Annotated in this window: 12 protein-coding genes and 1 other RNA gene; 5 read left to right on the top strand and 8 right to left on the bottom strand. The window is 65.6% G+C overall.

Features of this window, described 5'->3' with window-relative positions:
- Positions 1-3: 3 nt before the first annotated feature.
- From rpsA to gyrA, 8 genes are all read right to left on the bottom strand, one after another.
- A complete protein-coding gene (gene rpsA, locus U858_RS0126600) occupies positions 4-1,716 on the bottom strand; it encodes a 30S ribosomal protein S1 (RefSeq protein WP_025140166.1) in 1,713 nt (570 codons plus the stop codon).
- Positions 1,717-1,901: 185 nt separating this feature from the next.
- Positions 1,902-2,591, bottom strand: a complete 690-nt coding sequence (gene cmk, locus U858_RS0126595) for a (d)CMP kinase (protein ID WP_029954334.1) — start codon at positions 2,589-2,591, stop codon at positions 1,902-1,904.
- A gap of 30 nt (positions 2,592-2,621) precedes the next feature.
- Positions 2,622-3,944: a 3-phosphoshikimate 1-carboxyvinyltransferase gene (gene aroA, locus U858_RS0126590; protein ID WP_025140164.1), complete on the bottom strand. Its 1,323-nt coding sequence runs from the start codon at positions 3,942-3,944 to the stop codon at positions 2,622-2,624.
- Between the two features lie 5 nt (positions 3,945-3,949).
- The gene (locus U858_RS0126585; RefSeq protein ID WP_025140163.1) at positions 3,950-4,852 is read right to left on the bottom strand and encodes a prephenate dehydrogenase/arogenate dehydrogenase family protein; all 903 of its coding nucleotides are present in this window, start codon (positions 4,850-4,852) and stop codon (positions 3,950-3,952) included.
- Positions 4,849-5,970 carry a histidinol-phosphate transaminase gene (gene hisC / locus U858_RS0126580; RefSeq protein WP_025140162.1) on the bottom strand — a complete coding sequence of 374 codons (1,122 nt, stop codon included), beginning with the start codon at positions 5,968-5,970 and terminating at the stop codon, positions 4,849-4,851. Before hisC ends, U858_RS0126585 begins: the two co-directional genes overlap by 4 nt.
- 7 nt (positions 5,971-5,977) lie before the next feature.
- Positions 5,978-7,063, bottom strand: a complete 1,086-nt coding sequence (pheA, locus tag U858_RS0126575; protein WP_025140161.1) for a prephenate dehydratase — start codon at positions 7,061-7,063, stop codon at positions 5,978-5,980.
- Positions 7,056-8,186 (bottom strand): 3-phosphoserine/phosphohydroxythreonine transaminase, encoded by a 1,131-nt coding sequence (gene serC / locus U858_RS0126570; RefSeq protein ID WP_029954332.1) that lies wholly within the window; start codon positions 8,184-8,186, stop codon positions 7,056-7,058. Before serC ends, pheA begins: the two co-directional genes overlap by 8 nt.
- Positions 8,186-10,849, bottom strand: a complete 2,664-nt coding sequence (gene gyrA, locus U858_RS0126565) for a DNA gyrase subunit A (protein ID WP_025140159.1) — start codon at positions 10,847-10,849, stop codon at positions 8,186-8,188. Before gyrA ends, serC begins: the two co-directional genes overlap by 1 nt.
- A gap of 413 nt (positions 10,850-11,262) precedes the next feature.
- Here gyrA and ompA point away from each other — a divergent pair, with 413 nt between their 5' ends.
- The 5 genes from ompA (at position 11,263) to ssrA (ending at position 15,400) form a co-directional block, all read left to right on the top strand.
- Positions 11,263-11,856 (top strand): outer membrane protein OmpA, encoded by a 594-nt coding sequence (gene ompA / locus U858_RS0126560; protein ID WP_025140158.1) that lies wholly within the window; start codon positions 11,263-11,265, stop codon positions 11,854-11,856.
- A gap of 153 nt (positions 11,857-12,009) precedes the next feature.
- Positions 12,010-12,738, top strand: coding sequence for a bifunctional 2-polyprenyl-6-hydroxyphenol methylase/3-demethylubiquinol 3-O-methyltransferase UbiG (gene ubiG, locus U858_RS0126555; RefSeq protein WP_025140157.1), 729 nt, complete (start codon positions 12,010-12,012; stop codon positions 12,736-12,738).
- Entirely contained in the window at positions 12,735-13,409 is a 675-nt protein-coding gene (locus tag U858_RS0126550) for an HAD-IA family hydrolase (protein ID WP_025140156.1), read from the top strand. Before ubiG ends, U858_RS0126550 begins: the two co-directional genes overlap by 4 nt.
- Positions 13,410-13,740: 331 nt before the next feature.
- The gene (locus tag U858_RS0126545) at positions 13,741-14,919 is read left to right on the top strand and encodes an MFS transporter (protein ID WP_025140155.1); all 1,179 of its coding nucleotides are present in this window, start codon (positions 13,741-13,743) and stop codon (positions 14,917-14,919) included.
- Between the two features lie 90 nt (positions 14,920-15,009).
- Positions 15,010-15,400, top strand: a transfer-messenger RNA (tmRNA) gene (ssrA, locus tag U858_RS35095).
- Positions 15,401-15,444 lie beyond the last annotated feature (44 nt).

Genomic DNA, 15,444 nt, shown 5'->3' with positions numbered 1-15,444 from the left:
GAATTAACCGTCGTTGCGCTGTTGGTCCAGCTTGGCCTTCAGCAGCGCGCCGAGGTTGGTGGTGCCGGACGAAGCGCTGGCATCGGACATGCGCTGGATCGTTTCGGCGGTTTCGGCGTTGTCACGGGCCTTGATCGACAGCTGGATCGAACGCGTCTTGCGGTCGATGTTGACGATCATGGCTTCGATGTTTTCGCCGGCGTTCAGGACGGTGGTGGCATCTTCGACGCGGCCCGAGGAGATCTCGGAAGCGCGCAGGTAGCCTTCGACGTCCACGGACAGCGTCACGACGGCGCCCTTGGCTTCGACCGACTTGATGGTGCCCGGAACCACGGCGCCCTTGTCGAACGTGGCAACGAAGTTGTTGAAGGGGTCGCCTTCCAGCTGCTTGATGCCCAGCGAGATGCGTTCCTTGTCGGTATCGATGCCCAGAACCACGGCTTCGATCTCGTCGCCCTTCTTGAAGTTGCGCACGGCTTCTTCGCCGGTTTCCGTCCACGACAGGTCGGACAGGTGAACCAGGCCATCGATGCCGCCGGGCAGGCCGACGAACACGCCGAAGTCGGTGATCGACTTGATGGCGCCGCGGACCTTGTCACCACGCTTGAAGTTGGTGGCGAACTCTTCCCACGGGTTCTGGCGGCACTGCTTCATGCCCAGCGAGATACGACGACGGTCTTCGTCGATTTCCAGGACCATGACTTCGACTTCTTCGCCCAGGGTCACGACCTTGCGCGGATCGACGTTCTTGTTGGTCCAGTCCATTTCGGAGACGTGCACCAGGCCTTCGATGCCGGCTTCGACTTCAACGAACGCGCCGTAGTCGGTGAGGTTCGTGACCTTGCCGAACAGGCGGGTGCCTTGCGGGTAGCGACGAGCCAGACCCACCCACGGATCTTCGCCCAGTTGCTTGACGCCCAGCGAGACGCGGCTCTTTTCCTGGTCGAACTTGAGGACCTTGGCTTCGACTTCCTGACCCACTTGCAGGACTTCGGAGGGGTGACGCACACGGCGCCAGGCCATGTCGGTGATGTGCAGCAGGCCGTCGATACCGCCCAGGTCCACGAACGCGCCGTAGTCGGTGATGTTCTTGACCACGCCCTTGACCACAGCACCTTCGTGCAGGGTTTCGAGCAGCTTCTGACGCTCTTCGCCCATGCTGGCTTCCAGCACCTGGCGACGCGACAGCACGACGTTGTTGCGCTTGCGGTCGAGCTTGATGACCTTGAATTCGAGGGTCTTGCCTTCGTACGGGGTGGTGTCCTTGACCGGACGCAGATCCACCAGCGAACCCGGCAGGAACGCGCGGATGCCGTTGGTCATGACGGTCAGGCCGCCCTTCACCTTGCCGGTGATGGTGCCGGTAACCAGCTCGCCGTTTTCCAGGGCCTTTTCCAGTTGCAGCCAGGCCGACAGGCGCTTGGCGCGGTCACGCGACAGGATCGTGTCGCCGTAGCCGTTTTCCAGGGAATCGATGGCCACCGAGACGAAATCGCCGGGTTGCACTTCGAGCTCGCCCTGGTCATTCAGGAACTCTTCCAGGGGGATCAGCGCTTCGGACTTCAGGCCGGCGTTGACGACGACGAAATTGTGGTCGACGCGCACGACTTCGGCGCTGATGACCTCGCCGGACTTCATGTCCTGGCTCTTGAGGCTTTGTGCGAAAAGGTCGGCGAAACTTTCGCCGCCGGCGGCGGTAGTGGAAACGGAAGACATGGGGTTGAAATCCATTGGGCCGAAATGGCCGTTAAGAACACACCGCAGCGGATTGCCCGCCACAGTGGAGTCAAAATACCTGCCTGCCGGTTTGCCCTTGCGGGGTGTCCCGTGGGGGTGTCGCCTGGCTAGCGCAGGGCCTATAACAAAAACAAAAAAAGACGTACTTGCTCTACGAGTTTGCGCTACGGATTTGCTGCGGACTGCCAGAAATCCAGGATCGCCTGCACGGTTTGCGCAATCGTCAGATTCGACGAATCCAGTACCTGTGCATCTGCCGCGGGGGCCAAAGGCGCCGTGGCGCGCTGGGTATCTCTTGCGTCCCGCTCGCGCATATCTCGTAGGAGGTCATCAAGATTAGCAGAAATTCCCTTTTCGATCAACTGCTTACGCCGCCTCTCGGCCCGAGCGACCACATCGGCCACCAGGAACACTTTCAGGGACGCATCCGGGAACACCACCGTGCCCATGTCGCGGCCATCGGCCACCAGGCCGGGAGGCAGGCGAAAGGCCCGCTGGCGTTCAAGCAGCGCCTGCCGCACGCCGGGAAACGCCGCCACGCGGGAAGCAAAATTGCCGACCGCTTCGCGCCGGATCTCGTGACCGACGTCGGCTCCCTCGAGATAGACGTGCGGGCCGTCGAAACGCACATCCAGCGTTTCGGCCACCCGCGCCACGGCAGGCTCGTCGGCCGCATCCACGCCGCGGTTGATGGCGGCCAGGGCGGTCAGCCGGTACAGCGCCCCGCTATCGAGCACCGCCCAGCCCAGCGCCTTGGCGACGCGGTGGGCGACGGTGCCCTTGCCCGACGCGGTGGGGCCATCGATGGTGATGACGGGAGCGGGAGAAGTCACGCTTGAATCTGTCAGAGTCATGGAAAAGGAAAGGGCCGCGGCCCGTGAACGCTACGCCGACACCAGGCCCGCGTAGACATCAAAGTAACCCGGGAACGTCTTGCTGACACACCCCGGATCGAGGATGCGCACCGCCGCCGGGCCAAACGCGGCCAGCGAAAAGCACATCGCCATGCGGTGGTCGTCCCAGGTGCCGATGTGCGCGTCGCGCCAGGCGCCCTCGGCGGGCGGGGTGACGCGCAGCCAATCCGCCCCCGATTCCACATGCGCGCCCAGCTTTTCCAGCTCGGTCTGCATGGCGTGGATGCGATCGGTTTCCTTGACGCGCCAGCTGCCGATATTGCGCAGGCGGCACGGACCGTCGGCATACAGGGCCAGCGCGGCCGCAGTCATGGCGGCATCGGGAATCAGGTTGAAGTCGGTATCGAAGGCCTTCAGGCGGCCGCCCTCGGCCACGCGCACGCCGGTCACCTCGATCCAGCCGTCGCCATAGGTGACGCTGGCGCCCATGGCGGCCAGCGTGTCGGCGAATTTGACGTCGCCCTGGATGCTGTCGGCACCCACGCCGGTTACCCGCAGCGGGCCGCCGCCAATCGCGCCCAAGGCCAGAAAATACGAGGCCGTGGACGCATCGCCCTCGACCGCGATGCGGCCGGGGCTGCGGTAGCTGGCGCCGGCCTCGATGGTGAAGCGGCTCCAGCCGTCGCGGCGCACGGTGACGCCAAAGCGCGCCATCAGGTTCAGGGTGATCTCGATGTACGGCTTGGAAATCAGTTCGCCGACCACCTCGATGACGACCGGCTGGCCGCTCTGCCCCGCCTGCAGCGGCGCGGCCAGCAGCAAGGCGGTCAGGAACTGGCTCGACACCGATCCCTGCACCTGGGTGATGGCGGGCGCGGCGATCTGGCCGCGGCCGATGTGCAAAGGCGGATACCCCGGCTGGCCCAGATAGTCGATACGGGCGCCCAGGGCGGTCAGTGCGTCGACCAGGTCGCCGATGGGACGTTCGTGCATGCGCGGCACGCCCGACAGGCGGTAGTCGCCGCCCATCAAGGCCAGCGCGGCGGTCAGCGGCCGGATGGCGGTGCCGGCGTTGCCCATGAACAGGTCGGCGGCGTCCACGGGAAAGCGGCGCACGCCCTGCACGGTGACCTGGCCATTTTCCAGGTCGGACACCGCCACGCCCAGTTGGCGCAGCGCAGCCAGCATCACGCGCGTATCGTCGGAATCGAGCAGCCCCGTGATCGTGGTGGCGCCGTCGGCAATGGCCGCCAGCAGCAGCACCCGGTTGGAAATGCTCTTGGAACCCGGCAAGGCCATCACGCCCTGCGCGCGACGCACGCGCGGCAGATCCAGGAAAGGCAAAGCGCCCATGTCAGCTACTCCTTGCGCCAATGGCGACGCGCCTGCGCCGCGGTATCGAGCAGCGCCAGCAAGGCCGCGCCATCACCGCCGTCGATCGCGCGCTCGGCGCGATCCAGCACGGCGCGCACGGCCGCGATCTCGGTCAGCATGGCGCCGCGGTTGGACAGAAAAATATCGCGCCACATCTCGGGCGAACCGGCGGCGATGCGGGTGAAATCGCGAAAGCCGCTGCCGGCCAGCGCCAGGCGGGTCGCGGCGTCATCGGCGGTGGCGACCTGCTCCATGTAGACGGCCGACAGCAGATGCGGCAAATGGCTGACCGAGGCCAGCACCCGGTCGTGCGCCTCGGCATCCATGTCGATGACGCGGGCGCCGCAGGCCTGCCAGGCGGCGCGCACAAGCGCGACGGCCGCGGCGCTGTTTTCGGGCTGGGGGGTCAGGATGACGCAACGGCCACGGTACAGCGCCGGGTCGGCGGCTTCCGGGCCGGTACGCTCGGCGCCTGCAATAGGGTGGCCCGGCACGAACTGGCCGATACGCTCGCCCAACGCCGCACGGGCCGCGTCGACGACTTCGGCCTTGGTGCTGCCACCGTCGGTCAACACGACACTGTCGGGCAAATGCGGCAGCATGCGCGCCAACACGTCCTGCAGGCCACCCACGGGGGTAGCCAGGAAAACCAGGTCGGCACGGGCGGCGGCGTCTTCGGCGCTGACGGCTTCGTCGATCAGGCCCAGTTCCACGGCACGCGCCAGGGATTGCGCATTGCGCCCGACTCCCAGCACCCGGCCCACCTGCCCCGCCTGGCGCAAGGCCGCGGCGAAGGACCCGCCGATCAGGCCCACGCCCACCACCGCCAGCACAGGAATCAGGGGGCCAGCGGCCCCCTGATCTGGCGTAGAGGAAGCGCCGTTCATTCGGACAGGATGGCGGTCAGCGCGTCGATGAAGCGGGCGTTCTCTTGCGGCAGGCCGATAGACACGCGCAGCCACTCGGGCAGGCCGTCGCCGGCCACCGGACGCACGATGACGCCGCGCTTGAGCAGCGCCAGGTTGATGCGCGGGGCATCACCCACGTGCACCAGGACAAAGTTGCCATAGCTGGGCACGTAGCGCAGCTTGAGCTGGTCGAACGCCGCGCACAGTTGCGCCTTGCCGGCCTTGTTCGAAGCGTAGGCCTCTTCCAGGTAGGCGGCATCGCCCAGCGCGGCCACGGCGGCGGCCTGCGCCAGGGTGTTAACGTTGAACGGCTGGCGCACGCGGTTGAGCAGGTCGGTCAGGGCCGGCTGCGCCACTGCGAAGCCCACCCGCAGGCCCGCCAGGCCGTAGGCCTTGGAGAACGTGCGCGAGACGATCAGGTTGGGATAGCGGCGCACCAGCGCGGTGCTGTCGAAACGGTGCTCCGGATCCAGGTATTCGTTGTAGGCCTCGTCCAGCACCACCGTGACGCGATCGCCATGCGCGGCGTGCACGCGTTCCAGGAAATCAGCCACCTTGTCGCCCGGCACGAAGGTGCCGGTGGGGTTGTTCGGGTTGGCGATGAACAACAGGCGCGTGTCGTCGGCAATGGCCTCGAACATGGCGTCCAGGTCATGGCCGTAGTCTTGCGCCGGCACCACGATGTGGCGCGCGCCGCGGGCCTGCGTGGCCAGGCGGTAGACCGCGAACGAATGCTGCGCGTACACCGCCGAGGCGCCCGGCTCCAGCAGCGCCAGCGCCGCGATTTCCAGGATGTCGTTGGAGCCGTTGCCCAGCGTGATCCAGTTCGTCGGCACGTCGTAGCGCGCGGCCAGCGCGGCCTTCAGGTCAAAGCCGTTGGGATCCGGGTAGCGCGCCAGCGATTCGGCGGCGGCCAGCATGGCCGCACGCGCCGACTGGGGCATGCCCAGCGGGTTTTCGTTGGACGCCAGCTTGACGATGCCGGCCGGATCCAGCCCGAACTCGCGGGCCAGTTCTTCGATGGGCTTGCCCGCCTGGTAGGGCGCGATGGCGCTGACGTGGGCAGGAGCGGCGAGGGGCTTGGTGGTGTTGGTCATGGCAGACTCACGGCGCCGGGTAGGAACCCAGCACTTTCAGGTAGGCAACCTGCGCCCGCAGGGTATCCAGGGCGAGCGCGACGTTCGGATCATTGCGATGTCCCAGGACATCGACGTAGAAATAGTATTCCCACTCGCCGGTGCGCGCCGGCCGCGACTCGAAGCGCGTCATGGAAACGCCATTGGCAGCCAAGGGCGCCAGCATTTCATAGACTGCGCCCGCGCGGTTGGGGACAGCCAGGATCAGGCTGGTCTTGTCCTTGCCGCTGACCAGGGGCTCGATGTTGCCGATGGCCAGGAAACGCGTGCGGTTGTGCGGATCGTCCTGGATGCCGGCGCTGACGACCTGCAGGTTCCAGGCCGGCGCGGCGACTTCGCCGGCGATCGCGGCGATGGTCGGATCGGAGGCGGCCAGACGCGCGGCTTCGGAATTGCTGGCCGCGGCCACGCGATCCAGGTCGGGATAGTTGCGCGTCAGCCAGCCCTGGCACTGCGCCAGCGCCTGCGGGTGCGCGGAAATCGTCTTGATGCCGTCCATGTTGCCCGACTGCGACATCAGGCAGTGGCGGATCACCAGCGAGCGTTCGCCCAGGATCCGCAGCGGCGTATTGAGCAGCAGGTCCAGGCTGCGGTTGACCGCACCCTCGGTGGAATTCTCGACCGGCACCATGCCGACGTCGGCCTGCCCGGCCTCGACGGCGCGAAAGACCTCGTCGAACGACACACACGGCAGTTTCTGCACGGCATGGCCGAAATGCTCAAGCGCCGCCTGCTCGGAAAACGAGCCCTGCGGCCCCAGGTAGGCAACCGTCATGCCGCGCTCGAGGCCGCGACAGGCCGAGATGATTTCCGTCCAGACGGACGCCACACCCGCGGCCGGAAACGGGCCGGGATTCAGTTGCTGCAGGCGCCGGATGACTTCGGCTTCGCGCTCGGGGCGCAGCACCGGGCCATCGGCATGCGCCGCGTGCTTGGCTTCGCCGACTTCCTGCGCGGCGCGGGCGCGCTGCGACAGCAAGTCCAGAATCTGTGCATCGAGCGCATCGATGCGGTCACGCAAGGGGCGCAGCTTGCGCTGCAGATCGTCATCCATAGCGGCGCTCGAATTCCTTCAGGTACTCAACCAGCGCGGCCACGCCGGCCAGCGGCACCGCGTTGTAGATCGACGCACGCATGCCGCCCACGCTCTTGTGGCCCTTGAGCTGGGTCAGGCCGGCCGCGTCGGCGCCTTGCAGGAAGGCGTCGTTGAGCGACTCGTCGCGCAGCACGAACGGCACGTTCATGCGCGAACGCACGGGGGCGTGGATGGGATTGCGGTAGAACTGGGTGCTGTCCAGGTAGCCGTACAGCAGGTCGGCCTTGGCGCGATTGGCTGCATCCATGCCGGCCACGCCGCCATTGGCCTTGACCCACTTGAACACCAGGCCAGCGATGTAGATGGCGAAGGTGGGCGGCGTGTTGTAGCGCGAGTGGTCCGCGGCCACATTGGCGTAGTCGAACGCCGACGGGCAGATCGGCAGCGCGTGGCCGATCAGGTCGCGGCGGGCGATGACCATGGTGACGCCGGCCGGGCCCGCGTTCTTCTGGGCGCCCGCGTACATCATGCCGCAGCGGCTGACATCCATGGGACGCGACAGGAAATGCGACGAGGCATCGACGACCAGCGGCACGTCGGGCGCGCCCAGGGCGGCCGTGTCGGGCCAGTCCATGAACTCGACGCCGCCGATGGTTTCGTTGCTGCACAGGTGCAGGTAGGCCGATTCGGGGCGCACCTTCCAGGTGTCGACCGAGGGCACCCAGGTGAACGGCGCCTGTTCGCGACCGTCCAGCTGGGTCGCCTGGGCGCTGGTGGCGGCGACGTGGGTGTCGCCATAGCGCCCGGCTTCCTTGTAGGAACGCGACGACCAATGGCCCGTCACGACGAAGTCGGCTGCCGGCGCGCCGCGCCGGCCCATGAGGTTCATGGGGACGATGGCGTTCTCGCCGGAACCCCCACCCTGCATGAACATCACGGCGTAGTCGGGCGACAGGCCGAGCAGTTCGCGCAGGTCGTTCTCGGCTTCATCGCAGATCTGCACGAAGTGCTTGCCGCGATGGCTCATTTCCATCACGGACATGCCGCTGCCGTGCCAGTCCAGCATTTCCGCAGCGGCTTGCTGCAGTACCACCTCGGGCAAGGCCGAGGGGCCAGCCGAGAAGTTCCAGGGGCGGGCCATTATTGCTCCGTAGGTTCCGTCGTATCTGCTGCGCCGGCGTCGTCGCCTTCGCCACCTGCTTCCTGGCCGTCTTCCAGATCTTCGCCGTCGTCGTCCGCATCGCTTTCGACGACACGGCGCACGCCGGACAGCGTGCTGCCGTCGTCGACGTTGATCAGGGTGACGCCCTGCGTGGCGCGGCCCATTTCGCGGATTTCCGCGACGCGGGTACGCACCAGCACGCCGCCGGTGGTGATCAGCATGATTTCATCCGAAGGCATGACCAGCACGGCACCGACAACCTTGCCGTTGCGCGAGCTGGTCTGGATGGCGATCATGCCCTTGGTGCCACGGCCGTGGCGCGTGTATTCGCCGATCGGGGTGCGCTTGCCGAAGCCATTTTCGGTGGCGGTCAGCACGGTCTGGGTTTCGTCGCCCGCGACCAGCAGCGCAATCACGTTCTGCGTGTCTTCGAGCATCATGCCGCGCACGCCGCGGGCATTGCGGCCCATCGGACGCACGTCGTTTTCGTCGAAGCGCACGGCCTTGCCGGCGTCCGAGAACAGCATGACGTCGTGCTTGCCGTCGGTGAGGTCGGCGCCGATCAGGTAGTCGCCATCGTCGAGGTCGACCGCGATGATGCCGGCCTTGCGCGGGTTGGAGAAGTCGGACAGCGGGGTCTTCTTGACCGTGCCGCGCGAGGTCGCCATGAAGACGTAGTGGTCTTCGCTGAATTCCTTGACCGGCAGCACCACCGTGATCTTCTCGCCGTCAGCCAGCGGGAACATGTTGACGATGGGCTTGCCGCGCGAGTTGCGCGTGCCCTGCGGCACTTCCCAGACCTTCAGCCAGTACACGCGGCCGCGGTTCGAGAAGCACAGCAGGAAGTCGTGCGTGTTGGCGATGAACAGCTGGTCGATCCAGTCGTTTTCCTTCATCGCGGTCGCCTGCTTGCCACGGCCGCCGCGCTTTTGCGAACGGTATTCGGACAGCGGCTGGCTCTTGATGTAGCCGCCGTGCGACAGGGTCACGACCATGTCGGTGGGCGTGATCAGGTCTTCGGTGTCGAGCTCGGTCGCGTTCAGCTCGATGTCCGAGCGGCGCGAATCCTTGGCGCCGGTCGAGAACTCGGCCTTGATGGCCTGCAGCTCTTCGCCGATGATCGTCGTGATGCGCTCCGGACGGGCCAGGATGTCCAGCAGGTCGGCGATGGTGGACATGACGTCCTTGTATTCGCCGACGATCTTGTCCTGCTCCAGGCCGGTCAGGCGCTGCAGGCGCATGTTCAGGATTTCCTGCGCCTGCGTGTCGCTCAGGCGGTACATGCCGTCGCCTTGCAGGCCGAATTCCACGCCCAGGTCGTCGGGGCGGAAGGCCGCCCGGCCGCCCGGCGTATCGCCGTCGGCGCGCGAGAGCATCTCGCGCACCAGCGACGAATCCCACGACTTGGCCATCAGTTCCTGGCGCGCGACGGGAGGCGTCGGCGCGGCCTTGATGATGGCGATGAAATCGTCGATGTTTGCCAGCGCGACGGCCAGGCCTTCCAGCACGTGGCCGCGTTCGCGGGCCTTGCGCAGCTGGAACACCGTGCGGCGCGTGACCACTTCGCGGCGATGCTGCAGGAAGTAGTCGATCATCTGCTTCAGGTTGAGCAGGCGGGGCTGGCCGTCGACCAGCGCCACCAGGTTCATCCCGAAGGTGTCCTGCAGCTGCGTGTTCTTGTAGAGGTTGTTCAGGACAACCTCGGGCACTTCGCCGCGCTTGAGCTCGATGACCAGGCGCATGCCGTCCTTGTCCGATTCGTCGCGGATGTCGGAGATGCCTTCGATCTTCTTGTCGTTGACCAGCTCGGCGATGCGTTCCTGCAGCGTCTTCTTGTTGACCTGGTAGGGAATCGCGTCGACCACGATGGCCTGGCGATTGCCCTTTTCCATGTCTTCGAAGTGGGTCTTGGCGCGCATGATGACGCGGCCACGGCCCGTGCGGTAGCCTTCGCGCACGCCGGACATGCCGTAGATGATGCCGCCCGTGGGGAAATCGGGCGCCGGGATGATCTCCATGAGTTCATCGACCGTGCAAGCCGGATTGCGCAGGCAGTAAAGGCAGCCGTCGACCACTTCCTGGAGGTTGTGTGGCGGAATGTTCGTGGCCATGCCCACGGCGATGCCCGAGCTGCCGTTGACCAGCAGGTTGGGCAGGCGCGAAGGCAGCAGCAGCGGTTCTTGCTCGCTGCCGTCGTAGTTGGGGCCGAAGTCCACCGTCTCCTGGTCGATGTCGGCCAGCAGTTCGTGGGCGATCTTGGCCAGGCGGATTTCGGTGTAACGCATCGCGGCGGCGTTGTCGCCGTCGATGGAACCGAAGTTGCCCTGGCCGTCGACCAGCATGTAGCGCATGGAGAAATCCTGCGCCATGCGGACGATGGTGTCATAGACGGACTGGTCGCCGTGGGGGTGGTACTTACCGATGACGTCCCCGACGATACGCGCCGACTTCTTGTAGGCGCGGTTCCAGTCGTTGTTCAACTCGTGCATCGCGTAGAGCACGCGCCGGTGGACAGGCTTGAGCCCGTCCCGCACATCCGGTAGCGCCCGCCCGACGATCACGCTCATCGCGTAATCGAGGTAACTGCGGCGCATCTCTTCTTCCAGCGAAACCGGAAGCGTCTCCTTGGCAAAGGAATCCATATATATAACGACAGAATCGTGTAAGGAGGAACCCGGGCCGGGTAAACAGGAAATTCTATCATTCGATTCGGATCGCGGCCCGACGGGCGCCGCCCCTGGCCCCGCGCGGGCCCCGGACCGGATGTCGACGGCGGGCGGCGCCGGCGCGTCCGCCAACGCCCCGGCACCCTGTTGCCAAAAACCAACAGGCCAAACGGATGGAGCGCCGAAATCGCCATATCCAGCGTCAATGCGCCTCTCCAGGGAAGCCAAAGCCCCCCAAATGCCTTAAGATTGTTTCCAGCACGCAGGAAACCCAGTAGCTATTCCTTTGAACCAGCTCTTGGCGTTGCTATACTGGCCCCGTTTTCCTGATATGCGGCGGGGGTTCGCTGCGAGTCACTTATCCAGCTTCAAGCTCAACGAGGAGAAACATGAACAAACCCTCCAAATTCGCTCTGGCGCTCGCCTTCGCTGCCGTCACGGCCTCGGGTGTAGCCTCGGCCCAGTCCTATCCGCAGACGGTGGACAACTGGCGCAATCCGTTCGGTAACGTTTGGAAGAACGGTACGAACGAACTGTGCTGGCGCGATGCGTTCTGGACCCCGGCCACCGGTATCCCCGGCTGCGACGGCGTTCCGGTTGCACAAGCGAAGGCGAAGCCGGCCCCGATGGCGGCCAAGGTCGTCTTCAACGCCGACACGTTCTTCGACTTCGACAAGTCGACGCTGAAGCCCGAAGGCCGTCAGCTGCTGGACCAAGTCGCCCAGCAAGCACGTGGCATCGACCTCGAAACCATCATTGCTGTGGGCCACACCGACTCGATCGGTACGGACGCCTACAACCAGAAGCTGTCCGAGCGCCGCGCCGCTTCGGTCAAGGCTTATCTGGTCAGCAAGGGCATCGACCCCAACCGTATCTATACGGAAGGCAAGGGTAAGAAGAACCCAGTCGCTTCCAACAAGACGAAGGAAGGCCGCGCCCAGAACCGTCGCGTTGAAATCGAAATCGTGGGTAGCCGCAAGTAATTGCCGGACTAGCTACAATAAGGGGCCTCGCATAGCGAGGCCCTTTTTTTCGCCCGGCTTGCACCAAAACCGTGCAAACGTCCCGGCACTCGCGGCGCTGCCCGGCGCTGCACTCCCTCTATATATAGAGAGCCGCCTTATGCTGGACCGCCCATGACCACCCATACCTCCGACACCGCCCAAGCCACCATCAACGCCGACCAGGCCGAACTGGACAAGTTCGGCGCCCTGGCCAGCCGCTGGTGGGACCCCGAAAGCGAGTTCAAGCCTCTGCACGCCATCAACCCGCTGCGCCTGGAATGGATCCAGGAATCGGTGGGCAGCCTGAGCGGCAAGAAGGTGCTGGACGTCGGCTGCGGCGGCGGCATCCTGTCGGAGGCGATGGCGCGGGCTGGCGCAGACGTCACCGGCATCGACCTGGCCGACAAATCCCTGAAGGTGGCTCGCCTGCATGGCCTGGAATCCGGCGTGAAAGTCGACTACCGCAAGGTGCCGGTCGAGCAGCTGGCCGCCGAACAAGCCGGTCAGTTCGATGTGGTGACCTGCATGGAAATGCTGGAACACGTGCCGGATCCGGCATCCATCGTGCGCGCCTGCTCGGCGCTGACCAAACCGGGCGGCTGGGTGTTCTTTTCGACGCTCAACCGCAACGCCAAGGCTTTCCTGTTCGCGATCGTGGGCGCCGAGTACGTGCTGCGCCTGCTGCCGCGCGGCACCCATACCTACGACATGTTCATCAAGCCCAGCGAGCTGGCTGCGGCCGCCCGCGGCGCCGGCCTGGAACCGGTCGGCATGCGTGGCATGGAATACAACCCGATCACGCAGATCTATTCGCTGACGTCCGACACCTCGGTCAACTACCTGATGGCTACCCGCAAATGAGCGCCCTGATCCTGTTCGACTTCGACGGCACGCTGGCCGACACCGCCCCCGACCTGGCCGCCGCCGCCAACCAGCAGCGCACGCGCCGCGGCCTGGATCCCCTGCCCTACGAAGCCCTGCGGCCGGTGGCCTCGCAGGGTGCGCGCGGCCTGCTTCGCGTGGCGCTCGGGCTGAAAGCCGGCGACCCCGATTACGAGCCGACCCGCCTGCAATTCCTGGAAGACTACGCCGCCAGCTCGACCGTACACAGCAAGCTGTTCCCCGGTATCCAGGCGCTGCTGGACGACATCCGCCAGCGCGGCCTGTCCTGGGGCATCGTGACCAACAAGGTCACCTACCTGACGCTGCCGATCGTCGAATTCCTGGACCTGACCCGCGACAGCGCGGTGTTGGTCTGCGGTGACACCACCGCCCATGCCAAGCCGCATCCGCTGCCGCTGCAACATGCAGCGCGCGAGGCAGGCTTTTCGGTGGATCGCTGCGTCTACGTGGGCGACGACCTGCGCGACATCCAGGCCGCCCATGCGGCCGCCATGCCGGCGGTGGCGGCCGCCTATGGCTATGTCGGCGAGGACGAAAACTTGACCACCTGGGAAGCCGAGGCCTGCGCCGATACGCCGGCCGACCTGTGGGCGGCGATCCAGCCGCTGCTGCCGCGCGACGTGCGCTGACCGCCGGCCTTCGCGGCGTGACAACGGTTCGGTCGAATTAGTTGATTTGACCGAACAATTTATCCGGATGCAGTGGCTTTATCCGCCATTGCTGTTGAATTAAAGTAGAGTCCATACCGGCATTCGGGTGCTTCCCGATTGCCTTTCCCGGCAGATGCCGGCGCCGTGCGGCAACGCCCGCACAGCAGATCCACGCCACGCACCGACGGCTTGCAGCCCTCGTGCAATTGCGCACCGACCTGTCACCGGTGCGCAACCCAGACCTTTTTTGAACGCCCATCCCGCACTATCCGCGCGTTGCCGACGGCATCGCGCGCACCAGGAATTGCCTATGCTTTTGCCCATCCTGTTACTTTCAGCCGCCGGCTTCACCGTTCTGACGACGGAATTCCTGATCGTCGGCCTGCTGCCCAGCCTGGCCCGCGACCTGGGTGTCACCGTGCCCCAGGCCGGCCTGCTGGTCACGCTGTTCGCCTTTACCGTGGCGGCCACCGGCCCGCTACTGACCGCATTGATGGCCAATATCGAACGCAAACGCCTGTTCATCGGCGTGCTGGTGCTGTTTGGCCTGTCCAACGCGCTGGCAGCTGTGGCCCCCAATATCTGGGTCATGGCGATCGCCCGCTTCGTCCCCGCGCTGGCGCTGCCCGTGTTCTGGTCGCTGGCCAGCGCCACCGCCGTCGAACTCGTGGGACCGGCCCGCGCCGGCCGCGCCATCTCGATGGTGGCGTTCGGCATCGTGGCGGCCACGGTGTTCGGCATCCCCATTGGCGTATTGATCTCGGACGCCTTCGGCTGGCGCGCCGCCTTCTGGGTGCTGTCCGTGGTGGCGTTCGCCAAAGCGCTGCTGCTGTTGCTGGCCTTCCCCAGCACCCGCATCCGCGCTGAAAGCGTCAAGCTGGTCACGCAGCTGCGTATCTTGCGCAACCCGATCGTCGTCGGCCACGTGCTGCTGTCGCTGCTGGTGTTCACCGGCATGTTCACCGCCTATACCTATCTGGCGGACATGCTGGAACGCCTGGCCGGCTTCAATGGCCAGGTCGTCGGCTGGACGATGATGGCATTTGGCGCGGTGGGCCTGATCGGCAACACGCTGGGCGGCCGCCTGGTCGACCGCAGCCCGCTGGGCGCCACCGCGCTGTTTTCGGCGCTGATGGCCGCGGGCCTGGCCTTCGTGGGTCCGGTGATGCAATCGCACGGCCTGTTGGCGGTGGCGCTGACGACCTGGGGCATTGCCCAGGCAGCGCTGTTCATCGTCTGCCACGTGCGCCTGATGAAGTCCGCCCCCGAAGCGCCCGCCTTTGCCGCATCGCTCAATATTTCGGGCGCCAACATCGGGATCGGCCTGGGCGCGGTGGTCGGCGGCCGCGTGATCGACCAATACGGCCTGGCCTCGCTGGGCTGGGCGGCCGCTGCGATCGTGGCGCTGTCGGTGGCCCTGGCGTTCCTGCTGATGGCGGCTTCACGCCCGCGCGCCGCCGGCAAGGCAGCGTGCGCCAACGTGGCTTGAGCCGGCTCGCTGCGCTTGGCCGTCCCGCCCTGCCGGGCGAGGCGCACAAGCGCAGCAGGCTATTGCGTTTACCAGTACAATAGACTTCTTGGGGCCGATCCGGATTCGACGTGGGTCGCGAAACAACTCAGGGCATGCCGAGCACCAGTTCGCTCGTTAAACCACTGGAAACACTACAAACGCCAACGACGAGCGTTTCGCTCTCGCCGCTTAAGCGGTGAGCCGCTGCACTGATCTGTCCTTGGGTCAGGTGGAGGAAGGCAACTTCCTAGGGGGGGTAACCCTCGAACCACAGCAGCGACATTCACAAGGAATCGGTCTGCGCTGGGGTCACACGGCTCAGATTTAAATTACGTGAATCGCTTTGGTCCGGCCTGTCGGTTGGCTAAGTCCAAGGTTAAAACTAAATAAATCGACTACGCATGTAGAACTGATTGCAGAGGGCTTGCGGACGGGGGTTCAATTCCCCCCGGCTCCACCAAATACTGCGATGTCGCCAAAATGGCCAACCTTCACCGGTTGGCC

Source organism: Achromobacter sp. DH1f, from assembly GCF_000633435.1.
Classification (GTDB): Bacteria; Pseudomonadota; Gammaproteobacteria; order Burkholderiales; family Burkholderiaceae_B; genus Achromobacter; species Achromobacter deleyi.
Note: the sequence above shows the minus strand (reverse complement) of the source record. Positions and strands in the feature narration are given on the sequence as shown.